Origin of the sequence: Simplicispira psychrophila DSM 11588 (genome assembly GCF_000688255.1) — a bacterium.
Taxonomy (GTDB): domain Bacteria; phylum Pseudomonadota; class Gammaproteobacteria; order Burkholderiales; family Burkholderiaceae_C; genus Simplicispira; species Simplicispira psychrophila.
The window spans coordinates 103,138-126,645 of sequence record NZ_JHYS01000005.1; the positions used below are offsets into that span (position 1 = coordinate 103,138).

General features: G+C 61.4%; 19 protein-coding genes. 8 read left to right on the forward strand and 11 right to left on the reverse strand.

The window, feature by feature from the left end; genetic code table 11:
- Nucleotides 1–37 precede the first annotated feature (37 nt).
- Nucleotides 38–676, forward strand: a complete 639-nt coding sequence (locus Q390_RS19425) for a histone (protein WP_425423938.1) — start codon at nt 38–40, stop codon at nt 674–676.
- A 90-nt stretch (nt 677–766) separates the two neighbouring features.
- Here Q390_RS19425 and Q390_RS0107050 read toward each other — a convergent pair whose 3' ends face one another.
- The 5 genes from Q390_RS0107050 to Q390_RS0107075 form a co-directional block, all read right to left on the reverse strand.
- Nucleotides 767–1,504 carry an amino acid ABC transporter ATP-binding protein gene (locus Q390_RS0107050; protein WP_027995421.1) on the reverse strand — a complete coding sequence of 246 codons (738 nt, stop codon included), beginning with the start codon at nt 1,502–1,504 and terminating at the stop codon, nt 767–769.
- A gap of 23 nt (nt 1,505–1,527) precedes the next feature.
- Nucleotides 1,528–2,199, reverse strand: coding sequence for an amino acid ABC transporter permease (locus Q390_RS0107055; protein WP_027995422.1), 672 nt, complete (start codon nt 2,197–2,199; stop codon nt 1,528–1,530).
- A gap of 2 nt (nt 2,200–2,201) precedes the next feature.
- Complete coding sequence (locus Q390_RS0107060) at nt 2,202–2,960, reverse strand: amino acid ABC transporter permease (RefSeq protein ID WP_027995423.1); 759 nt, start codon at nt 2,958–2,960, stop codon at nt 2,202–2,204.
- A gap of 80 nt (nt 2,961–3,040) precedes the next feature.
- On the reverse strand, nt 3,041–3,943 hold the full coding sequence (locus tag Q390_RS0107065; protein WP_027995424.1) for an amino acid ABC transporter substrate-binding protein: 903 nt from the start codon (nt 3,941–3,943) through the stop codon (nt 3,041–3,043).
- 170 nt (nt 3,944–4,113) lie between these two features.
- Nucleotides 4,114–5,052, reverse strand: coding sequence for a LysR substrate-binding domain-containing protein (locus Q390_RS0107075; RefSeq protein ID WP_027995425.1), 939 nt, complete (start codon nt 5,050–5,052; stop codon nt 4,114–4,116).
- A 175-nt stretch (nt 5,053–5,227) separates the two neighbouring features.
- On the opposite strand from Q390_RS0107075, the gene Q390_RS0107080 reads away from it, so the two are divergent.
- The 6 genes from Q390_RS0107080 to Q390_RS0107105 all read left to right on the forward strand — a co-directional run bounded on the left by Q390_RS0107080 (nt 5,228) and on the right by Q390_RS0107105 (nt 14,368).
- The gene (locus tag Q390_RS0107080) at nt 5,228–5,818 is read left to right on the forward strand and encodes a TRAP transporter small permease (RefSeq protein WP_027995426.1); all 591 of its coding nucleotides are present in this window, start codon (nt 5,228–5,230) and stop codon (nt 5,816–5,818) included.
- Nucleotides 5,815–7,113, forward strand: coding sequence for a TRAP transporter large permease (locus Q390_RS0107085; RefSeq protein ID WP_027995427.1), 1,299 nt, complete (start codon nt 5,815–5,817; stop codon nt 7,111–7,113). The genes Q390_RS0107080 and Q390_RS0107085 overlap by 4 nt, the downstream gene beginning before the upstream one ends.
- Before the next feature lie 58 nt (nt 7,114–7,171).
- Nucleotides 7,172–8,203 (forward strand): DctP family TRAP transporter solute-binding subunit, encoded by a 1,032-nt coding sequence (locus tag Q390_RS0107090; RefSeq protein WP_027995428.1) that lies wholly within the window; start codon nt 7,172–7,174, stop codon nt 8,201–8,203.
- A 136-nt stretch (nt 8,204–8,339) separates the two neighbouring features.
- Nucleotides 8,340–9,719 carry an efflux RND transporter periplasmic adaptor subunit gene (locus Q390_RS17865; protein WP_425423939.1) on the forward strand — a complete coding sequence of 460 codons (1,380 nt, stop codon included), beginning with the start codon at nt 8,340–8,342 and terminating at the stop codon, nt 9,717–9,719.
- 15 nt (nt 9,720–9,734) lie between these two features.
- Nucleotides 9,735–12,950 carry an efflux RND transporter permease subunit gene (locus Q390_RS17870; RefSeq protein WP_084153812.1) on the forward strand — a complete coding sequence of 1,072 codons (3,216 nt, stop codon included), beginning with the start codon at nt 9,735–9,737 and terminating at the stop codon, nt 12,948–12,950.
- Nucleotides 12,947–14,368, forward strand: coding sequence for an efflux transporter outer membrane subunit (locus Q390_RS0107105; protein ID WP_051603102.1), 1,422 nt, complete (start codon nt 12,947–12,949; stop codon nt 14,366–14,368). The genes Q390_RS17870 and Q390_RS0107105 overlap by 4 nt, the downstream gene beginning before the upstream one ends.
- Before the next feature lie 70 nt (nt 14,369–14,438).
- Here the strand turns inward: Q390_RS0107105 and Q390_RS0107110 are convergent, their stop codons facing one another.
- Both Q390_RS0107110 and Q390_RS0107115 read right to left on the reverse strand, forming a co-directional pair.
- Entirely contained in the window at nt 14,439–15,149 is a 711-nt protein-coding gene (locus Q390_RS0107110; protein WP_027995430.1) for a DUF3334 family protein, read from the reverse strand.
- Between the two features lie 202 nt (nt 15,150–15,351).
- Nucleotides 15,352–17,169 carry an ABCB family ABC transporter ATP-binding protein/permease gene (locus Q390_RS0107115; protein WP_027995431.1) on the reverse strand — a complete coding sequence of 606 codons (1,818 nt, stop codon included), beginning with the start codon at nt 17,167–17,169 and terminating at the stop codon, nt 15,352–15,354.
- Between the two features lie 43 nt (nt 17,170–17,212).
- Between Q390_RS0107115 and Q390_RS0107120 the strand changes: the two genes are divergently transcribed.
- Complete coding sequence (locus tag Q390_RS0107120) at nt 17,213–17,644, forward strand: acyl-CoA thioesterase (protein ID WP_027995432.1); 432 nt, start codon at nt 17,213–17,215, stop codon at nt 17,642–17,644.
- 18 nt (nt 17,645–17,662) lie between these two features.
- On the opposite strand, the gene Q390_RS0107125 is transcribed toward Q390_RS0107120, so the two are convergent.
- The 4 genes from Q390_RS0107125 to Q390_RS0107140 form a co-directional block, all read right to left on the reverse strand.
- Nucleotides 17,663–18,232 (reverse strand): bactofilin family protein, encoded by a 570-nt coding sequence (locus Q390_RS0107125; protein WP_027995433.1) that lies wholly within the window; start codon nt 18,230–18,232, stop codon nt 17,663–17,665.
- Nucleotides 18,233–18,388: 156 nt separating this feature from the next.
- On the reverse strand, nt 18,389–18,871 hold the full coding sequence (locus Q390_RS0107130) for a thioesterase family protein (protein WP_027995434.1): 483 nt from the start codon (nt 18,869–18,871) through the stop codon (nt 18,389–18,391).
- A gap of 76 nt (nt 18,872–18,947) precedes the next feature.
- Nucleotides 18,948–22,307 (reverse strand): ABC transporter substrate-binding protein, encoded by a 3,360-nt coding sequence (locus tag Q390_RS0107135; protein ID WP_027995435.1) that lies wholly within the window; start codon nt 22,305–22,307, stop codon nt 18,948–18,950.
- A gap of 405 nt (nt 22,308–22,712) precedes the next feature.
- Entirely contained in the window at nt 22,713–23,492 is a 780-nt protein-coding gene (locus Q390_RS0107140) for an enoyl-CoA hydratase (RefSeq protein WP_027995436.1), read from the reverse strand.
- Between the last annotated feature and the right edge of the window lie 16 nt (nt 23,493–23,508).

Below are 23,508 nucleotides of genomic sequence, written 5' to 3' on the forward strand. Positions count from 1 at the left end.
CCATGAAGAGCTATTTGATCATTGACCCAAGGAGAACATGATGGCATCTGCGAAAAAATCGGCCACTAAAACGGCCCCTGTTGCAAAAAAGACGGCGCCCGCCGCCCCAACCACAGCGCCCAAGACGGCCAGCGTGAAAACGGCGGCACCGGCGAAAAAGGCCGCGCCTGCAAAAAAGGCTGCGCCCGCCACCAAGGCCACGGTAGTGGCTGCAGCACCTGCAGCATCTGCAGCACCCGCCAAGAAAGCCGTCGCCGCTAAAAAAGCACCGGTGACCAAGGCAGCTCCAGCCAAAAAAGCGGCACCTGCGGCCAAAACCTTCGCCGCCAAGGAAGTAGCACCCGCTGAAAAAGCTGCCGCCGTGAAAAAGAAAGCCACGCCGGCAGCCGAGCCAGCAGCAACCAAAGCAGTCGCGGCCAAAAAGGCCGCCCCAGTGAAAAAAGCGGTATCTGCTGCACCAGCCCCCGTCGCTGCTGCAGCAGCGCCCGCCAAAAAAACAGCACCGGCCAAAAAGACCGTAGCCGCCCCTAAAGCGGTTGCAGTGAAAGCGGCACCCGCCGAGAAAAAAGCGGTGCCTGCCAAAAAATCAGCCAAGCCATCCGCAACGCCCGCCGCACCCAAGACCACGCTCAGCCCCCAAGCCAAGTGGCCTTTCCCAACGGGCGACAAGCCTTAACCTGCTTGAAGGCATGGCGCTCGTCTGAGTGCCACAGGCAACCCGGTGCCAGACACCGGGTTTTTTATGTCTGCACGGCTCTGCGGTGGGTCAGTGCTGCAAGATCTTGTTCAGGAAGTCCTTGGTGCGTGGCTGACGCGCTTCGGGATGGTTGAAGAATTCTTCACGCGAGCAGTCCTCCAGGATTTTGCCGCCCACATCCATGAAGATGACACGGTGACTGACCTTGCGTGCAAAGCCCATCTCATGCGTCACGCACATCATGGTCATGCCCTCGTTGGCCAGGCTGACCATGACATCGAGCACTTCTCCGACCATTTCAGGATCGAGCGCCGAGGTCGGCTCATCGAACAGCATGACGATGGGGTCCATGCTGAGGGCGCGTGCAATCGCCACGCGCTGCTGCTGTCCACCCGACAGCTGCCCCGGAAATTTGTCCTTGTGCGCTGACAGGCCCACCCGGTCGAGCATCTTGAGGCCGCGCTTGAGGGACTCATCGGCGCTGCGGCCCAGTACCTTGACTTGCGCGATAGTCAGATTCTCGGTCACCGACAGGTGGGGAAACAGCTCGAAATGCTGGAACACCATGCCGACGTGACTGCGCAGTTTGGGTAGGTTGGTTTTAGGGTCGTGTACCGGCACGCCATCGACCCAGATTTCACCTTTTTGGATCGGTTCAAGCGCATTGATGGTCTTGATCAGCGTCGATTTGCCCGAGCCAGACGGGCCGCACACCACCACCACTTCACCCTTTTGAATGGTGGTGGAGCAATCGGTCAGCACCTGAAAGCTGCCATACCATTTGGAAATATTTTTGAGTTCAATCATTGGAAATTCCTCTGCCTTTCCGCTCAGCGGATGATGGCAATTTTCTGGTGCAGGCGCTTGACGGACCACGACAGCGCGTAACACATGACAAAGTAAACCACGGCGGCGGCAAGGTAGGCTTCAATCGGGCGGCCAAAATTCTTGCCCGCCACTTCAAAGCCCTTGAGCATGTCGTAGGCGCCAATGGCATACACCAGCGACGTATCCTGGAACAGGATGATGGTCTGCGTCAGCAGCACCGGCAGCATGTTGCGAAAGGCCTGCGGCAAGATGACAAATTGCATGTTCTGGCCGTAAGTCATGCCCATGGCCTGGCCCGCAAGCACCTGCCCGCGCGACACCGACTGGATGCCGGCGCGCATGATTTCGCTGAAATATGCCGCCTCAAACGCAACGAAGGTGATGTAAGCCGAAACCTCAGCGCCAATCGGCCGGCCAATGAGGGCCGGCATCAGCAGGAAGAACCACAAGATCACCATCACCAGCGGAATACTGCGCATGCCATTGACATACACCACAGCCGGCCCCGCCAGCCAGGGCTTGCCCGATAGGCGCATCAGCGCCAGCAAGGTACCCAGCAGCACCCCACCGAACGTGGCCACCACCGTCAGCATGAGACTGAAATACAGGCCCTTCAGAACAAAGTTGCTGATCAGATCCCAGTTGTAAAACGAGAAATCAAGATTGAGCGCCATGTTTAATGCCCTCCGCCAGCGCTGCTGGCCACCATCAGGCCCGGCACCCGAGCGCGTTTTTCAATGAACGCCATGATGCGGTTGATAGCAAACGCTGAAATGACATACAGCGCGGTGACGGCCAGATAGACCTCAATCCCACGCGAAGTTTCTTCCTGCGCCTGCATGGCAAACATGGTCAACTCAGCCACCGACACGGCAAACGCCACCGATGAATTTTTAAAGATGTTCATGGCTTCGCTGGTCAGCGGTGGAATGATGATGCGCAGCGCCATGGGCAGCAGGATGTAGCGGTAGTTTTGAAACATGCTGAAGCCCATCGCCATACCGGCGTAGCGTTGGCCGCGCGGCAATGTTTCAATGCCCGAGCGCACCTGCTCGGCAATACGCGCCGAGGTAAAGAAGCCCAGCGCAAACACCACCAGCACAAAACCCGGTACCACCCGCATCGCCGGAAACAGCGTCGGCACGACGTGGTACCAGAGAAATAACTGTACCAACAGCGGGAGATTGCGAAACAACTCCACCCACGCGCTACACAACCTGACCACGATGGGCCGCTCTGGCAGAGTGCGCAGCGTGCCTATCAATATCCCCAACACCAATGCCAGCGCCAGCGACAGCAGCGACACCGAAATCGTCCAGCCCCAAGCGGACATCATCCAGTCGAGGTACGTGACCTCGCTCCCTTTACCAAAGCAGCCTGGAACAGCCACCCGATCCAACGTGTCCTCGCAGAACACTTGCCAATCCCAGCTCATAAGAGCCCCCATTTCTTAGATGCCATAAAAAAAGCCCCCTCAAACCCAGCCGTTTGAAGGGGCGCTGTCATAACAGCGGATTACTTCTTGGCGTAGTCTTCCATGGGCTTGTCGTTGGGGTGCGCCCAGGCATCCTTGGTCGCTTCAGACATTGGCAGACCCACCTTGGTGCCCGTGGGCGGAATCGGCTGCATGAACCACTTGTCGTACAGCTTGGCGAGCGAGCCGTCAGCGATCTGGCGCTTGATGGAGTCGTCCACGGCCTTCTTGAAGGCCGGATCGTCCTTGCGCATCATGCAGGCGATGGGTTCCACCGACAGCACTTCGCCAACGATCTTGTAATCGGCTGGATTCTTCGCCTTGGAGATATTGCCCGCCAGGATCGAGCCGTCCATCACAAAGGCATCGGCGCGGCCCGTCTCCAGCAGCAAGAAGCTGTCGGCGTGGTCCTTGCCAAGCACTTCCTTGAAGTTGACGCCATTGGCGCGCTCATTCTTGCGCAGCGTTTGCACCGACGTGGTGCCCGTAGTGGTGGCCACAGTCTTGCCGCTCAGGTCCTTGATCGACTGGATGCCGGACTTGGCCTTGGTGGCAATGCGCACTTCTTCCACGTAGGTGGTGACGGCAAAGGCCACATCTTTGGCGCGCGTAGCATTGTTGGTGGTCGAGCCGCACTCCAAGTCCACCGTGCCGTTGGTGACCAAGGGCACGCGGTTTTGCGAGGTGACGGGCTGGCGCTTGATATCGAGCTTGGCCAAGCCCAGCTGCTTCTGGATGTCGTCCAGAATGCGTTCGGCCATTTCGGTGTGAAAGCCGACATATTTGCCGTCGCCCAGCGTGTAGGCCAGCGCACCGGAGGACTCGCGCACCCCCATGGTCACGCTGCCGCTGGATTTGATTTTGGCCAGTGTGTCATTGGCCTGGGCAAATGCACTGCCTGCAGCCAATACGGTGATCGCGATAGCGAGCAAGTGTTTTTTCATTAGTGTCTCCTTGTGGGTGAAATGAAAAGGCAGACTCTGCGAAAGGAAAGTCAGGGCTGGAAAATATCCCAGACGCCGTGGATACGCAAGCAGGACTACCCTATAAAACCTGTCACCAACCTGTCTGCCGCCAAAGAGAACTTGTGACGGTGTAAAAGCGTAAAGCGCACTCAAATTTTTTCTGACTGCAGAAAATCCCACAGCGCATGGGCCGGGTTTTTACTCTGCTCGCGGTCACTGTCTTTACCAGACGGTTTCTCGCGGCACGCACGCACATCCATGGTAATTTCCAGCCCCGGCAAACCGGGCGGCGCAGCACGCACCAATTTGCGGGTACGCAGGTCTTTTTTGACGGCGCTGTGCGGCAAAAAGGCAATGCCGTGGCCTTCTAAAGCCATGGCTTTCAAGCCCTCGGCCATGTCGGTTTCATAAACACGGTCCAGGTGCAAGGGCGTGCTGGACTCTTTCAGGATCAGATCCGTCACCCGCCCCAGGTAAGCGCCCGGCGCGTAGCCCAAATACGGCAGCGGCTGGTTGGCGCGGCCGGGAAGTTGGTAGAGCGGCAAACCGTCAGCGTCAGCCTTGACGTAAGGCGCCAGCACCTCTTGCCCCAGGCTGACCATTTCATAGCGGTTGGCATCGAGCTGAAACGGCTGCGATGCGTGGTGGTAAGTGATGAGCAGATCGCAACTGCCCTCGACCAGGCGCATGACGGCATCGTGCACATTAAGGGCAATCAGCCGGCTTTTGAAGGGGCCAAATTTTTCGCGCAGGCTCGACACCCAAGCCGGAAAGAACGTGAAGGCCAGGGTGTGCGGCACAGCAAATTCGATCATGTCCTGGCTCGACGTGCTATGCGCGCGCAGCGTGGCGCGGGTGTTGTTCAGCGCTTGCAGCATTTCTAGCGACTGGTCGTAGAGCGTTTTACCAGCCGGCGTCAGCGACGTGGGGTACGAGCTGCGATCGACCAAATCGGTGCCAGCCCAAGCCTCCAATGCCTGAATGCGGCGCGAGAATGCCGGTTGCGTCACATGGCGCAGCTGCGCCGAACGGCTGAAACTGCGCGTCTCAGCCAAACTGACAAAATCTTCAAGCCACTTGGTTTCCATCCCCACATTATCGGGGGTTGGATTCGGGTTAGCCCGATGCCATGGGGCTCTTTGCAGCAGAATGCAGGCCGCATAATCAACAGTACGCCCGCCTGCCGACGCCGACAGAACGCACTGCACCCCAGCGCTCGCAGCATGACTTCTGCGCCGCCCTAATCTCCCATTTTCTGCTTCCATGCTCCCTTCCCCAGACCTCGGGCCAGAGACTGCGCCTTCTGATCCTGCCTTGCCTATGGCACCCGAGCCGCGCTCGCTGCGCGTCGAAGACTGGCTCACCGTGCTGGTGATGGGGGCGCTGGCCCTGATCACTTTCGTCAACGTGCTGGTGCGCTATTTCACCAACTCCTCTTTCGCCTGGACCGAAGAAATTTCCGTCTTTCTGATGATCGTGCTGGCGCTGGTCGCCGGCTCAGCCGCCGTGGCGCGTGACCGCCATATCCGCATTGAGTTTTTCTGCGACAGCGGCAGTGCCGCCCGCCGCCGGCGTCTGGCGCAGCTGGGGGCACTGATGGTGGCACTGCTGTTTGCGCTGATTGCCGCACTGAGCGTGCGCGTGGTCTGGGACGACTATCGCTATGGCGAAACCTCGCCCGGCATTGGCGTGCCGCAGTGGTGGTATTCGATCTGGCTACCGGTGTTTTCCGCCCTGATTGCCACGCGCGCCATCGGCCTTTTCGTGCACCGCAGCCGCCAGCCGGACATGGAATTTTTGCCACCGCCCAGCCCAGGCACGCCCGCCGCGACGCACACGGAGCGCCAGCCATGATCCCGACGCTGCTGTTTGTCGCCTTCATTGGCCTGATGCTGGCAGGCGTGCCAATTGGCGCCGCGCTTGGTCTGGCCGGTGCCACTGCCATTGCGCTGGCCAATCAGGACACCCAGTGGTTTGGTCTGCTCGCCATTCCACAGAATTTTTACGCCGGCCTGGGCAAGTACCCTCTGCTGGCAATTCCCATGTTTGTCCTGGTGGGCTCCATCTTCGACCGCTCAGGCGTGGCACTGCGCCTAGTCAACCTGGCCGTCGCCATCGTCGGGCGCGGCCCGGGCATGTTGCCGCTGGTGGCCATTGGCGTAGCGATGTTTTTGGGTGGCATTTCCGGCTCGGGTCCGGCCACGGCAGCCGCAGTGGGCGGCGTGATGATTGCCGCCATGTCGCGTGCCGGCTATCCAGCGGCGTTTTCCGCCAGCGTGGTAGCCGCAGCAGCGGCCACCGACATTCTGATTCCACCGTCGGTGGCCTTCATCGTCTATTCGGTACTGGTGCCGGGCGCCTCGGTGCCGGCCCTGTTTGCTGCAGGTCTAATCCCCGGCGTGCTGGCTGGCCTGGCGCTGATGGTGCCGGCGGTGTGGTTGGCACGGCGCCACGGCATGGGCAAATTGGAGGCCCATCTGCCGCGCCCGCCGTTCTGGCGCAGCCTGCGCGAGGCAGCCTGGGGGCTGGCGGCTCCGGTATTAATCCTAGGCGGTATGCGCGCTGGTTGGTTCACGCCCACCGAGGCCGCCGTGGTGGCAGTGTTTTACGGTCTGTTTGTCGGCATGGTGATCCACCGCACGATTGGCGTACGCGATCTATTTGTCATTCTGCGCGAATCCGGCGAGTTGTCAGCGGTCATTCTGCTGGTGGTATCGCTGGCCGGTATTTTTGCTTTTTCGCTGTCCACGCTGGGCGTGATCGACCCGATCACCCGCGCCATCGTCGAGTCGGGCCTGAGCGAGCACGGCGTGCTGGCACTGCTGATTGCCATGTTGCTGGTGCTGGGCATGTTTCTGGACGGTATCTCGATCTTCCTGATCTTCGTGCCGCTGCTGATGCCCATCATGGACCACTACCACTGGAGCCCAGTGTGGTTTGGCGTGGTACTGACGATCAACGTCGCGATTGGCCAGTTCACCCCGCCGATGGCGGTGAACCTGATGGTGTCCAGCCGCATCGCCAACGTGCGCATGGAAGAAACCACGCGCTGGGTGTTGTGGCTGGTGGCCGGCATGGGCGTGGCACTGCTGCTGGTCATCATCTGGCCGCAGCTGGCGCTGTGGCTGCCAACGCGGCTGGGCTATTGATGTCGATTGTTGTAGCGACTTTTGTCGTTGTTTTTGCTGACCCAAGGAGACTGAAAAAATGAAACTGCGTACCTTTCTGACGACTGCTGTGGCAGCCGCTGCGGCCCTGGCCTTTTCGGCACCCACCATGGCGCAGACCTACAAGAACGAATACCGCATGTCGCTGGTGCTGGGGACGGCCTTTCCGTGGGGCAAGGGCGGCGATCTGTGGGCCAACAAGGTACGCGAGCGCACCAATGGCCGCATCAACATCAAGCTCTACCCCGGCGTCTCGCTGATCCAGGGTGACCAGACACGCGAATTTTCTGCCCTGCGCCAGGGCGTGATCGATATGGCGGTGGGCTCGACCATCAACTGGTCGCCCCAGGTCAAGCAGCTCAATCTGTTCTCGCTGCCGTTCCTGATGCCCGACTACGCTGCTGCCGATGCACTGACGCAAGGCCCGGTCGGCAAAAGTCTGTTCCAGACGCTGGAAAAAGCCGGTGTGGTGCCGCTGGCTTGGGGCGAAAACGGTTACCGTGAAATCTCCAACTCCAAGCACGCCATCAAGACGCCAGCTGACTTGAAAGGCATGAAAATTCGCGTCGTCGGCTCACCGCTGTTCCTCGATACCTTCACCGCCCTGGGCGCCAACCCGACCCAAATGAGCTGGGCTGACGCACAGCCGGCCATGGCCAGCAGCGCTGTGGACGGACAGGAAAATCCGATGTCGGTCTACATGGCAGCCAAGCTTTACAGCGTGGCGCAAAAGCACGTCACCATGTGGGGCTACATCAACGACCCACTGATCTTCGTCGTCAACAAGGATATCTGGAACAGCTGGACACCCGCCGACCGCGAGATCGTCAAGCAGGCCGCCATCGACGCCGGCAAGGAAGAAATCGCCCTTGCGCGCAAGGGCATGGTCGAGCCCGGCAAGCCGCTGCTCAAGGAAGTCGCCAGCCACGGCGTGACCGTGACCGAGTTGACGCCAGCCGAGCGTGACGCCTTTGTCAAGGCCACGCGCCCCGTAGTAGAAAAATGGAAGGGCCAGATTGGCGCCGAGCTGGTGAATCTGGCAGAAAAATCCATCGCTGAACGCAAGCAATAAACTCCCCGCACAGCACTTTGGCAAGCCTCGCACTGCGGGGCTTTTTTATGGCCGTTCACCCCAGCTTTGAGCCATCTTTATCATTCGTACACATCTGCCTGCCAAAATTTGCGCCCCATCCTGGACTGTTTCCGCCATGTTTTTTTATCCGTCTGACAGACTGCCGAATACGCCCGCACACTCAGCCTCCCGCTGTCAGACCACAGCCCCCGCAGCCGCACCACAGCGCATGCGCTGGCGGCCGCTGGCACTGGTAATGGCACTGACGGGCGCGCTGGTGGCCTGCTCCGACAAGGCCACGCCTGCGGCCCCAGGGGCGGGCAGCGGCGGCGGCGAACCGGTCAAGGTGGGCGTCATCACGCTGCAAGCGCAAAGCCAAGTCCTGACCAGCACCCTGCCCGGGCGCACCAGCGCCTTTCTGAGTGCCGAGATTCGGCCGCAAATCAGCGGCATCGTGCAAAAACGCCTGTTCACCGAAGGCGCCCTGGTCAAAGCCGGGCAAGCGCTCTACCAGATCGACCCGGCCCCCTACGAGGTGGCCGAAGCGTCGGCCAAAGCCGCTTTGACCAAGGCACAGGCGCAGGCGCGCAGCGCTACATTGAACGCACAGCGCGCCGCCGAACTGGTGCAAATCGATGCCATCAGCCGCCAGTCCTACGAAGAAAGCCATGCCAGCGCGCAGCAAACCGCCGCCGACGTGGCAGCCGCTCAAGCATCGCTGGCAGCCGCGCGCATCAACCTGAAATACACCCGCATCAGTGCACCCATTGCCGGGCGGACCAGTCTGTCCACCGTGACGCCGGGCGCCTTGGTCACCGCCAACCAGGCGGGCGTGCTGACTACCATTGCGCAACTGGATCCGATGTACGTGGACATTCCACAATCGAGCACCGATGTGCTGGCGCTCAAGCGCGAGCTGGCGCAAGGACACTTTGAGCGTGTGAACGAAGACAAGGGCGCAGTGCGTATTACCGTGCAACTGGAAGACGGCAGCAGCTACCCGCACGCCGGACGGCTGCAATTTTCTGGCGTCCAGGTCAACCCCGGCACCGGCGCCGTGACACTGCGCGCTGTGGTGCCCAACCCCGAGGGCACGCTCTTGCCGGGCATGTTTGTCCAAACGCTGCTGCCCACCGGCGTCTCCAGTGAGGCCTTGCTGCTGCCCCAGCAGGCGGTGACGCGCGACATTGCCGGCAAAGCCAGCGTGCTGGTGGCCAATGTCAACCACAAGGTCGAACGGCGCCCAGTCGAGGTCGGCCGCGCCATTGGCAGCTACTGGCTGGCCAGCGCCGGCGTAGCACCGGGCGATGTCATCATCGTCGATGGCTTTCAGCGCATCAAGGTCGGCGACACGGTGAACCCACAGCCGGTGTCCTTGCCCGGCACCGCGCCGGCCGCAGCGCCCGCGACCACACCCGCACCTGCACCGGCGCCTGCGCTTACACCAGTCGTCACGATCGCCGCAGCGCCCGTCTCGCCGCCCTCGTTCCCCTTTCCCACCAACGCAACGCGCTGAGAACAGCGCCCCTCCATGGCACAGTTTTTCATCAACCGGCCCATCTTTGCGTGGGTACTGGCCATCGTCATCATGCTGGCCGGCGGGCTATCGATCTTCACACTGCCGCTGGAGCAATATCCCGACATCGCACCGCCGCGCGTCAGCATCAGCGCCATCTACACCGGCGCCTCGGCCGAAACGGTAGAGAACTCGGTCACGCAGGTGATCGAGCAGCAGCTCAAGGGCATCGACAATCTGCTCTACATGGGTTCGAGCAGCGACGCCTCGGGCAGCTCGCGCACCACGCTCACCTTCCGCCCCGGCACCAACATCGACGTAGCCCAGGTGCAGGTGCAAAACAAGCTGCAGGCGGCCATGAGCCGCCTGCCCGATGCCGTGCAAAGCCGGGGTGTATTTGTCACCAAGGGCGGCAATGACTACTTGACCACCTATAGCTTCACTTCGCCCGACCCCAATGTCAGCCAAGTGGACATTGGCGACTACCTGTCCAGCAACCTGGTCGATGTGATTGGCCGCATTGACGGCGTCGGCGACGTGACGGTGTTTGGCACCGGCTACGCCATGCGGATCTGGATGAACCCAGCCCTGCTGGAGAAATTTGCGCTGATGCCGTCCGACATCGTGGCCGCCCTGAATGCACAAAACGCCCAGGTCTCGGCCGGACAACTGGGCGCACTGCCAGCCACTGCCGGCCAGCAGATCAACGCCAGCATCACTGCGCGCACCAAACTCAAGACAGTAGGAGAATTTAAAAACATCCTGCTCAAGGTGGCGCCCGACGGCGCAGCGGTGCTGCTGAAAGACGTGGCGCGCGTCGAGTTGGGCGCCGACAACCTGGGCATCACCTTGCGCCTGAACGGCAAGCCCGGCGCCGGCATGGGCATCGTGCTGGCCGACGGTGCCAACGCCACCGCCGTGTCGGACGCCGTGAATGCCAAGCTGGCCGAGATGCAACCGTTTTTCCCGAACGACCTCAAGCCCTTCATCAGTTCCGACTCGACACCGTTTGTCCGCGCCTCGATCAAGGAAGTGCTGTACGCACTGGCCGAAGCCATCTTGCTGGTGGTGCTGGTGATGTTTTTGTTTCTACAAAACTTCCGCGCCACGCTGATCCCGGCCATTGCCGTACCGGTCGTGCTGCTGGGCACCATGGGCGTGTTGTCGATAGCCGGCTATTCGATCAACACCCTGACCATGTTCGCCCTGGTGCTGGCGATTGGCCTGCTGGTGGACGACGCCATTGTGGTGGTGGAAAACGTCGAACGCGTCATGTCCGAGCAAGGCCTGTCGCCCAAAGAAGCCACGCGCAAATCGATGGCCGAAATCACCCCAGCGCTGATTGGTATTGCCCTGACCTTGTCGGCCGTGTTCATTCCGATGGCTTTTTTTGGTGGCTCGACCGGCGTCATTTACCGCCAGTTCTCCATCACCATCGTCTCGGCCATGGCTTTGTCGGTATTTATTGCGCTGACCCTGACGCCGGCACTGTGCGCCACCCTGCTCAAGCCGATTGCCAAAGGGGCCGGCCACCACAGCGCTACGCCCCGGCGCGGCATTTTCGGGGTTTCAGACCGCTTCTTCATCTGGTTCAACCACCATTTCGAGCGCAACGCCACACGCTACCAGAGCACCGTAGGCCGGCTGCTGCACGGCAGTAAACGCATGTTGCTGGTGTTCCTGCTGATTTGCGTGGGCACAGCGCTGATGTTCAACAAACTGCCGACCTCGTTCCTGCCGGTGGAAGACCAGGGCTACATGCAGATCCAGATCAGCCTGCCCCCCGGCGGCACCAATGCCCGACTGCAAGCGGTGATGAAAGAAGTGCAGGCCTACTTTGTCCAGCAGCCGGACATCGTCAGCTTCAACGCCATCACCGGCCTGAGTGGTGACCAGGCCTCGGCGCGGGGCTTTCTGCGCCTGAAAGACTGGAGCCAGCGCCCGCACCCCGAACAAGACGCCGCCGCCATTGCCCGCAAGGCCACGCAAGACTTGGCGGTGCTGCGCGATGCACGCATCTTCGTCATGCTGCCGCCCGCCGTGCGCGGACTGGGCTCGAACGCCGGCTTCAACTTCCAGCTGAAAGACTTGAACGGCCAGGGCCACGACGCCTTGGTGGCTGCACGCGACCGCGTACTCGAATTGGCCAAAGGCCATCCGATGCTGCGCAGCCTGCGCAGCACCAACCTGGACGACACCTCGGAACTGGGCGTGACCATTGACGACCGCAAAGCATCGGCGCTGGGCCTGTCCACCGCCAACATCAACAGCGTGCTTTCCAGCGCCATGGGCGGCAGTTATGTGAACGACTTTTTGAACAACGGCCGCGTCAAGCGCGTGTATGTGCAGGGCGACGCACCGTACCGCATGTTGCCGCAAGACATTGGCCAGTGGACGGTGCGTAACGACAAGGGCGAGATGGTGCCGTTCAGCGCGTTCTCCAGCACCCACTGGACCTATGGCTCGCCGCAGTTGCAACGCTACAACGGCAGCCCCAGCTACGAGTTTGTCGGCGATGCCGCGCCCGGGGTCAGTTCGGGCGCGGCCATGGACGCCATCGAAGCCATCCTGCGCCAGATGCCGCCCGGCATTGGCTACGAATGGACTGGCGCCTCGTTCCAGGAGCGCCTGTCGGGCGCGCAGGCGCCGCTGCTGTATGCCGTGTCGATCCTGTTCGTCTTCCTGTGTCTGGCCGCCCTGTACGAGAGCTGGACGGTGCCGATGGCCGTGATTCTGGCGGTGCCGCTGGGCGTGGTCGGGGCACTGGCCTTCACCGGCTTGCGCGGCCTGTCCAACGACGTTTACTTTCAGGTCGGCCTGCTGACCACCGTCGGGCTGGCGTCGAAAAACGCCATCCTGATCGTCGAATTTGCCACCCAATTGCAAGAGCAAGGGCGCAATGTGATGGATGCCACCTTAGAGGCGGTGCGCCTGCGCCTGCGGCCGATTTTGATGACCTCGCTGGCCTTTGGCTTTGGCGTGCTGCCGCTGGCGCTGGGCACCGGTGCCGGTGCCGGCGGACGCCACGCCATTGGCACGGCCGTGCTCGGCGGCGTGGTGTTCTCGACCACGCTGGGCATTTTCTTTGTGCCGATTTTCTTCCTGGTGGTACGCAGCTGGTTTGCCAGCCGCTCACGCAGCGACAGCCACGACAACGAGAACGCGGGAGCCACCACCGCTCCCGCCTTCCCTGACGACCCCGCAGCCCTGGCACCGAAAGGCTCTGCTTGAAACACCCTGCCCTTCCTTATCTCACCGCCCTGACCGCCAGCCTGGCGCTGGCCGGCTGCGTGAACCTGGCACCGACCTACACCACGCCGGTCGCACCAATTCCGGCCACCGTCGGCGCCGACGCGCCGGCAGACCCGGTACAGGCCACAGCGCCAGCACTGGAGCAAGCCCAGTCCCTCACCTGGGTGCAGACACCGGCGCTGCAACAGGTGCTGGCGCTGGCCCTGAGCCACAACCGCGACCTGAAAATCGCTTGGGCCAACATCGAAAAAGCCCGTGCGCAATACGGCGTGCAACGCGCCGACCTGCTGCCCACCATCACCGCCAGCGGCCAAGGCAGCCGCAACCGCACCAGTGCCGACCTGACCACCTCGGGCCGCGCCGCTACCACCAGCCAATTCAGCGCCCAAATCGGCTTTACCAGCTACGAACTGGACCTGTGGGGCCGGGTGCGCAACCTGAACGAAGTAGCGCTGGAGCAGTTCTGGCAAACCGCCGTGAACCAGCGCAGCGTCGAAATCACCCTGCTGGCTGATGTCGCCAACGCCTGGCTGACGCTGGCTGCCGACCAGGCGCGCCTGCAACTGGCGCAAGACACGCTGACGTCGCGGCGCAAGGCGTTTGAGCTGACGCAGCGCATACACGCGCTGGGCGCTACCTCCGGTCTGGTGCTGGCACAAAACCAGACCACGGTGGACAGCGCACGCGCCGACGTGGCCAGCTTTGCCAGCCAAGTGGAGCGGGACCGCAATGCGCTGCAACTGCTGGTCGGCGGTCCGCTGCCTGCGGCGCTGCTGCCGCAGGCACTGGACGGCACCCTGCCGCCCACCGCCGCCTTGCTGGATCTGCCTACGCCGCTGCCATCCAGTCTGCTGCTGGTACGCCCCGACATCGTGGCCGCCGAACACAGCCTGCGCGGCGCCACCGCTAACATCGGTGCCGCCCGCGCCGCGCTGTTCCCCAGCATCAGCCTGACGGCATCGGCGGGCAGCGCCAGCAGCGCCTTGTCGGGTTTGTTTGAGGGCGGCAATGGCACCTGGAGCTTTCTACCGCAGGTGCGCCTGCCGATTTTTGACGGTGGCCGCAACCAGGCCAACGTGCGCGTGGCCGAGGCCAACCAGCAACTGGCACTGGCGCAATACGAAAAAACCGTGCAAATCGCCTTCCGCGAAGTGGCTGATGCGCTGGCCGAGCGTGCCCACTGGGCCGAACGCCTGGACGCGCAAAGTTCACTGGTCGAAGCGACACAAAAAGCGTTGATGCTGTCGGAAGCGCGCTTTAAATCCGGCGTGGACAACTACCTCTCGGTGCTGGACGCCCAGCGCAGCCTCTATGCCGCGCAGCAAACCCAGATCTCCCTGTACCTGGCCGAGCAAGCCAACCGCATCACGCTATACAAGGTGCTGGGCGGCGGATAAAGAAAAAGCTGAACGGCTGCATGGCAACCGCGCAGGTCGGGTTAGCGCAGCGCAACCCGCCATCGCCCACTCACATCCCCAGCGACCGCAGCAAATCGTCGGTGTCGCTGTCTCCTGACAACGCAGGAGCTGGCGCAGGCGCAGGCGCAGCAGCGACAGCGGCGGCATCGCTGTGCGCCTGGGCGATCAGGGCGTCCGGGTCAGGCACTTCCTGCGGCTCAAAGTCGTACAGCTTGATGAACTCGGTGTGATCGACCGCCAACTCCAGATAAAAAATGTGGTTTGAGCCGGTATAGAAAGTCACGCGCCGGGCCTCGGGCTGATCGAGGTTGGCGTCCACGTTCAACATCACTTCCTTGTTCAGCACCAGCATCTTGGGCTGGTTTTGCGTGATGTGCGTTTGCAGTTCGCGCCGTACCTTGCCGGTGAAGTCACCCACCACCTGGTTCATCAGCTCCCCCATCACGTTGCCGACTTCGTCCGAGGTGTAGGAATTGGCCAAGTCGCTTTGCGCCATGCCCATGTTCAGCATGTAACTCTGGTACAGCTCCATGGCGGCAGCAGCAGAAAAATTGATGATGACTAAGCCAGAAAAGCCGCCATCAAACAGCACAAAACAGCCGATGTCGGGCTTCAGGCAGGTTTTGCTGATGCGCTGCACCATGCCCGAATAATGGATCTGGCTGGCCGTGGCCACGGTCAACACCCGGGTCACCGAGTTGCACAGGCTGACCAGCAGGTCTTCGGTACCGTAAACGACAGGGGGTTCTGATTTGCTCATAACGGGTGGTTGGGGGGATGGTTTCAGGATGTTAAAAATGCCGTTCTATATAACACAGCGCCCCTGCCTGCCGGCTTACACCATTTTCAGAAAAATTTATTTGATAGCTACTAGCGCACGTATTCATTGAATTTCAGATATAAAACATCCTGAAACCCAATAAACACCAGCGCTTACAGCTATTTTTTTTAACAGCGCCGCTTCACTCCGCTTCCCCGCTTTGCTGCAGCGCCCACATACTGGCGTAGCGCCCGCCGCGCGCCAGCAGCTCGGGGTGCGTACCGCGCTCGACGATCTCGCCGGCGTCCATCACCAGAATCTGGTGTGCCTCGACCACCGTGGACAGGCGGTGCGCGATCAGCAGCGTGGTCTTGTTCTGCGCAGCGTTTTGCAGTTCGGCCTGGATGGCGCGCTCGTTGGCACTGTCCAGCGCCGAGGTGGCCTCGTCAAAAATCAGGATCGGCGGGTTCTTCAGCAGCGTGCGGGCAATCGCCACGCGCTGCTTTTCGCCGCCGGAGAGTTTCAGACCGCGCTCGCCCACTTTGGTGGCGTAGCCCAGCGGTGTGGATGCAATGAAATCGTGGATGCGCGCGGCACGTGCCGCCTCTTCAATCTCAGCCTGGCTGGCCCCGGTGCGGCCATAGGCAATGTTGTAGGCCACGGTGTCATTGAACAGCACCGTGTCCTGCGGCACGATGCCAATCGCGCGGCGCACGCTGGCCTGCGTGACGCTGCGGATCTCTTGCCCGGCAATGCTGATGCAGCCCTGCTGGATGTCATAAAAGCGAAACAGCAGCCGCGCCAGCGTGGACTTGCCCGAGCCGGACGGCCCGACCACCGCCACCGTCTTGCCCGCCGGAATCTCAAAGCTGATGCCCTTGAGGATCGGCCGCGCCGGCTCGTAAGCAAACTCCACATTCTCGAAACGCACGGCGGGATGCGCCAGCCCGCTGAGCGGCTGCGCGCCGGGCGCGTCAGCCACCTCTCGCTCGCGATCCATGAGGGTGAACATCTTGTCCAGATCGACCAAGTTTTGCTTGATCTCGCGGTAGATCACGCCCAGAAAATTGAGCGGAATGTAGAGCTGGATCATGAAGGCGTTGACCATCACCAAGTCACCCAGCGTCATGCGGCCATCGACCACGCCTTGCGTCGCGCGCCACAGCATCGCCACCAAGCCAATGGCAATGATCAGCTGCTGGCCGGTGTTGAGCATCGACAGCGTGCTCTGGCTCTTCAGGCGCGCCTCGCGCAGGCGCTGCAGGCTCTCGTCGTAGCGCTGCGCTTCGAAGGCCTCGTTGTTGAAGTATTTGACGGTTTCGTAATTCAGCAGCGAATCGACCGCCTTGCTCTGCGCCAGCGAATCCGACTCGTTGGCGAGACGACGAAACTGCGTGCGCCACTCGGTCAGCAGCACCGTGAAGGTGATGTAGATCGCCAGCGCGGCCAGCGTGATCCAGGCAAACCAGGCGTCAAATTTGACCGCCAACACCGTCAGCACCAGCGCCACTTCGATCAGCGTGGCGCCGATGTTGAACAGCGTGAATGAGATCAAGGATTCGATGCCGCGCACGCCGCGATCGATGTCGCGTGTCATGCCGCCGGTCTGGCGCTCCAGATGAAAGCGCAAACTCAGGGCGTGCAGGTGCTCAAACGTCTGCAGCGCAATCGAGCGCGCCGCACCCTGCGTGGCTTTGGAGAACACCAATTCACGCAGCTCGGTGAACAGCGAGGTGGACAGGCGCAGCAGGCCATACGCCAGCAGCAATCCAGCCGGCACCACCAGCACCACGGCCGGATCGCCCAGCTTGATGTCCATGGTGTCGATCAGGTTCTTCAGCAGCACCGGCACGCCGACATTGGCCACCTTGGCGCCGACCATGAAGACGATGGCCACGATGACACGCCATTTGTACTGCCACAAATAGGGCAGCAGGCGCGCCAGCGTGCTCCAGTCAGAGCGCTTGTGCGCAGGGTTTTCAGGCGTGGGGGAGGGAGAGGACTCGCCGTGGTGGCGCATAAGGGACAATTCCAGAACTTGTTTTTACTTCTGGATTGTGCCCATGCCCGACGTACCCCACCTCCCCGCGCCCGCCTTGCCCTGCAGCCATGAGCTGGTACTCAAGGTGATCCCGATGCCGGCGGACTGCAATGCCAACGGCGATATTTTTGGCGGCTGGGTCATGGCCCAGGTGGATCTGGCCGGTTCGGTACTGCCAGCACGCTACATTCGCGGCCGCATGGCGACGGTGGCAGTGAACGAATTCATCTTCAAGCAGCCCGTCGGCGTTGGCGATCTGCTGTCGTTTTTTGCGCACATTACGCGCATCGGCAACACCTCACTCACAGTGGAAGTCGAGGTGTATGCAGAGCGCTTTGCCGATCAAGGGCGCCATTTCAAAGTCACCGAAGCACGCTTGACCTATGTTGCCCTCGACGCCGAAGGCCGGCCGCAGGCCATCCCACGCCACGCAGTAGTGGACGGGCCTATTTGACCGTTCGAGCGACTGGCGTCAGGCGGAATGCGCAGTGATGGCGTTGGTTGCGTTCGTAGTGTTCGCCGTGGCGCTGCTGGCAGACGGGCGCCCCTGGGTCGATGCGGCGCCCTTGGCCAAGCCTACGCCGACCTCAATCTCGCCCGAGAGCTGGCCGCCCTCTTCCACCACCAGCTTGCCGTAGCGGATCTTGCCGCTCACTTTGCCGGTGCCAAAAATCACCAGTTTTTCACGCACCGTGAGCGTGCCATTGAATTCCCCACGAATTTCGGCAATGTCGATCTCGGCTGAGCCCCGAAATGCCCCCTGTTCGGAGATCTGCATGACACGCGAATCCATGGTGGCTTCGACCGTGCCTTCCACCACCAACGTGTCGCAATCGGTGATTTCCACCCCCTTGAGCTTGATATTGGGGCCCACGGTGAGCTTGCTGCCCGCATTCTCCACTGGCGCATTGGGACTGGCAACGACGGGAGTGCTGGCGGCTGCGCTCGGTACAACGCTGCTCACAGAGGTGGGCATAGTGGGAACGCGGGGCTGCAAAGACTCAGGTTCACGCTTGCCAAAAAAGGGGTTTTGCACGGCCATCAGATCTCCTTGAAAAGCAGCGATCGTAAAAGCCCAGGCAGCCGAAAGATCAATGCACTACGCAAGATGAGTAACCAAAATCCTCAATGCTTGCATACGCTTGCAGGATTTTCATAGTCACACGTCTGGCAGCCAGGGGCTGTGCTGTGCACCGTCTCAGGACACGATGTAGGCCGCCGCCGCCGCCGACATGAGTACGCCGTCAGGCCCGAAAAACTCCATCCGCGTGCTGGCCACGCGCGAGCCCAGGCGCAGCACCTCGGCGCGCAGCGTGAAGTGGCTGCCAATGCCGGGGCGCAAATAATCCACGCGTAAATCGATGGTGCCCAATTTGCCAAAGCGGTGCAGACGCTGCTCGGGCGACTCGTCCATGTGGCGCGCACCAATCGCCGCCATCACCGCCAGACCGCCCATGGCGTCCAGCCCGGCGCTGATGACGCCGCCATGGAGGCGGTTGTAGGCGTAGTGGCCGACCAGATCGGGCTTCATGTCGATGCGCGCCTCGACGCACTCGGGGCGCAGCGCGGCGATCTTCAAACCGAGCAATTGATTGAAGACGATCTTTTCTTCGAAAATGATGCGCAGCCCCTCGATAAATTCAGGCTCGAAAACGACAACGGAAACTGGTTTTTTGGTCATGGTCTGGATTGTGCGGCACACTCCCTCAAGCCAAGACACTCTGGGTGGCCAAGTGGCGATGCATCAGCATGGCGCTTTATCGGCCATCCATGCCAAGAAGTGCGTAGCCGGTGATGAAAGCGTAGCTGGTGCGCGCATCCTCGCCAAGCTCATCCAGGTGGATCGTACGCCGCTGCCATGAGGAGAAGTCGGGCCCTTGGGGCGTGCCGGGGGCAAGTGGATGCGACGTCAGGTCGCGCACTTCCAAACCCCAGTTGGGGAAAATGCGCTGTCGTGCGGCACCCTCGATGACGATACGCAAGTTGCGGTGCCGTGGATCGCCTTTGATTTTGTTGAGGAGATTCGACAGGGTCTCCTGCGTGCCCTCCAGCATCTGCATGAAATAACCGTCCTGATAGATGAGGCAGCCCGTGAGGCCCGCCGCACGGTTGGCGCTACGGGCGTGCTGCTGCAAACTGTCGAGCGCTTTGGGAGACATGGCGGCTACCGCTTGACTGACGTAGATCAGGAAATGCAGGGGGGCAGTCATGCCAGCGCTGCCGCATTGGGCTTCGCGCTCGAAGGTTTCGACAAAGACGTCCTCTTCCAGCGGCCGATGGAAGTAGTAGCCCTGGATGAAATCGCAACCGAAGGCACACAGCTCGCGCTGCTGGGGGCCGTTTTCTACGCCCTCGGCCACCAGCTTGAGACCGAGCGCCCGTCCCAGGCCAATCACCGCACGAACGACGGCTCGGCTCTCCTGGCTCTTGTCGATGCCATCGACAAAGGCGCGATCGATCTTCAATACGTCCACCGGCAGTCGCGTCAGTTGCGCCAGCGAAGAATAGCCGGTGCCAAAGTCGTCCACGGCCACGCGCAGACCGAGATCGGCCAACCGACGCAGTACGCGCAGATTGGTTTCAACGTCCGCCATCAGCGAGGTCTCGGTGATTTCCAGCAGCAAGTTGACTGGATTGGCCCCGGTTTCCATCAGGATGGCGGTGAAATCATCGAGCAATGTGGCGTGGTTGAGCTGGCGCGCCGACACATTGACCGAAACATAGGGCGCCTGATCGCCCCAGCGCCGGCGCCAGTCGGCCTCGGCAAGGCAGGCTTGGCGAAACACCCAGGTGCCGATGGGCACGATGGAGCCGGTCATTTCGGCGATCGGGATAAATATCGCAGGCGACACCTCTCCGGTAAGCGGCTTCCAACGCAGCAGCAATTCAGCGCCGACGATACGGCCGCTTTCGGCAGCCACAATCGGCTGGTAACGCGGCGACAATTCCTGGCGTTCCATAGCGGTGCGCAGGCCGTTGGTGATGGCCAATCGCTGCCGTGCCTCTGCCTGAAGGCTCTCGCTGAAAAACTGCCAGCCATCGCGCCCCTTCTCCTTCACGGCGTACATGGCGGTATCGGCGCAGCGCAGCAGGTCGTCGGCTGAGTGGGTGCTGCCATTACCGATGGCCACACCGATGCTGGCGGTGGCGAACAGAGGCGTGCCGCTGTCGTCGGTCGGCTGACGCAACGCATCGTTGATGCGCTCGGCCAGCACCGACATCGCGACCGGCTGCTCGACCTGTTCGCACAGCACGACAAATTCATCCCCGGCCAGCCGCGCCACCGTATCGCCGGGGCGCACCTGCCGGATCAGTCGTTGGGTGACGCTCTTGAGCACCTGGTCGCCGGCGTCGTGGCCGTGGGTGTCGTTGATGAGTTTGAAACCGTCGAGGTCGATGAACAGCAACGCCACGCTGGTGCCGCTGCGCCGCGAACGCTGCAGCGCGGTGCTAAGGCGTTCGCGGATCAGCGCGCGGTTGGGCAGGCCGGTGAGCGGGTCGTGGGTGGCGCGCCGCGTCAGGTCTTCCTCGGCCTTTTTGCGCTCAGTGATGTCGCACATGGTGACGACCAGCAGCCAGTCGCCCCCCTGTTCGCCATTCCTGCACTTGGCGATGGCGGCCTCCAGCGGAAAGAAACTGCCGTCCTTGCGATAGCCGGCGATCTCAGCGCGGCCGGACATCCTGCGCTCGGTCTCCTCACCTTCGACGAAAGCGCGCAACAGTTCGACATGGCGTTGGCGAAAATGGGGCGGCAGCAGCAGGTGCACCGACATACCGATCAATTCATCCTCGGCGTAGCCAAACATCTGGCAAGCGCTGCGATTGGCTTCGGCAATGAGGCCGTTGGCGTCGGTGGCGAGGATCGCCATGTCGGCCACGGTCAGAATCTGCTGCGCTGTCCCGAGCTTGCGTCGGGCGGCCCCGACCTCGGCCGCCAGCCGCGCTGTCACCTCCGGCGTCAGCGGTGATTCGTGCAATTGGGCTGCCTGCATCTGTTTGCGGTAGCGCTCGGGGATCTGCGGCGGATGGCGGCCAAAGCGCTCGATGATGGTGAAAGTGCCGTCCGCATTGCAACGCGACAGGTAGGTGTTGACACTGGCGTGGTGGGTGGCGGCGTCCATCTCGACCGCCCCTTGCGGGCCGACGACGCGCACCCGCTCCAGCGCATTGATCAGCGCCTCAGCCTCGACCGTGCCAGCGGCTTGTGCGGCGTTGGCAAAGGCATGGACGCAGAGATAAGTGCCCTCGCCAAAATTTGTCAGCACGCCGTTGCCGTGCGGCCAGATGCCATCGACGCCAGGTTGGCGGGCCAGGCGCTGCAGGTACTGGTGGTTCTCCAGGGTGTCCAGCGACATGAAGTAGGTGTTGCTGGAATAGAACCCCTCGCGCACGTGCGGTGGCAGACGGCTCACCAGCATCTCGTCGTAATGGCCCATGACCACGGCCATGCGTTTCTTCAGTCCCATCTCGCTAAAACGGGTCAGCAACGTGATCTGGTCGTTGCCGGCGAAATAGGGCACGAACACATCGGCACCGGAGCGGGCGACCTGCTCCAACAAGCGGTCGATATTGGCCACCGCAGCGCCGATATCCAGATATTCCTCGCCGACGCAATTGCCATCGAGCTGCTGCAGGGTGCGCTTGGCCGCATCAATTGAGCCGCGCGGCCACTCGTAGTTGTTGCCAGCAAAGAACATTTTGAGTCCATAGCGCTGCGCTATAAACGGAATCATCTGATCAATCTGCTGGTTGGGCAGCGCCGCAAAATGAAAGAAATAGCGGCTGCTGATGCTGCCCTCAGAGAACGAGAAATTGAGCAGCGGAATCTGCTTGGGTTCGGCCACCTGCGCGGCGACGGCGATACGCGAATTGGACAGCAGGTTGCCGATGAGAGCGACGCAGCCGTGCTCATCGATCAGGCGCCGCGCCGCCGGTACCGCCGTGCCGGGCAGACTGCCGTCATCCTCGATGATCAGTTCCAGCGGCCGACCCAGCACGCCCCCGCGTTCATTGATTTCATCGCAGGCGATGCGCGCCGCCCAAATGATCTCGGGGCCATAAATTTCTACTAGCCCGGTCAGTGGGGGCATCAAGCCGATGCGAATGGTTTGGGTCATGGCGGTATCGGCAACAGGGAAGCAAATATGGGGCGGATTAAAAAATTTTTAGCAGTTTATCTCTAAACGTAACTGATCAAATCCGGCCACGAATCTTATTTCCATATATATCAATGACTTACATCAGTATTAGAGCGCTTTCACGCTAAGTAGCCATCACCGCAGCCTGCGGTGAAAATTTATGCTATTTTTGGCTTCTAGCCCTTTAAATACGTGCGCTATCAGCTATCAACTTTGACACGCCACATTCGTAGGTTGGGTTGTACTCAACCCAACATCAGGCTCTGTCAGCGCTATGGTTTTTGTATTCCAACCCCGTGATCTACCGCTGTGGTTTATCTGAAAAATAAAAAAGGCCGTATCAAACGGCCTTTTTTATTAGCGGGGCGCAACCAGCGCCTGCGTTCAACAGCCGCTGAAATCGGGCTTGCGCTTTTCCATGAAGGCGGTAAAGGCTTCTCGGGCGGCGGGTTCGGTCAGCATCCGAGCAAAGATGGCGCCTTCTTCGGCGATGCGCTCCAGCACCGGTTCGACCAGGCCTTGTTTCATCAGGCGCTTAGTTTCCAGCAGCGAGGCCAGCGGCTTGGCGGCCAGTTTGCGGGCTTGCATCTGGGCGATGGCGTTGCATTCGGTCGGCGGCACGATACGGTTGACCAAGCCCACTTCCAACGCTGCTTCGGCCATGAAGGGCTCGCCCAGCAGCAGTGCTTCCGCCGCGCGGTGGTAGCCCAGCAGGCGCGGCACCAGCAGGCTGGACGCGGCCTCGGGGCACAGGCCCAAGTTAACGAACGGCAGTGAGAACGCCGCGTTGTCACCGGCATAGACCAGGTCGCAGTGCAGCAGCATGGTGGTACCAATGCCGACGGCCGGGCCGCACACCGCCGCCACCAACGGTTTGGGGAAGGCAGCGATGGTGCGCAGAAAGCGGTACACCGGTGCGGACGGGTCGGTCGGCGGGCGCTCCAAAAAGTCGGCAATGTCATTGCCGGCACTGAACACCGCCACGTCGCCTTGCAGCAGCACGGCGCGTACGGCGCCATCAGCCTGGGCCTGCTCCAGCGCATCGGCCAAGGCGGCGTACATGGCGCGGGTGAGCGAGTTTTTCTTGTCTACCCGGTTCAGCGTCAGGGTGGTGACGCCAGCTTCGGTGTGCACCAGGATGTCTTGTGTGGGGGGGGCACTCATGCGCGCGATTCCTTGA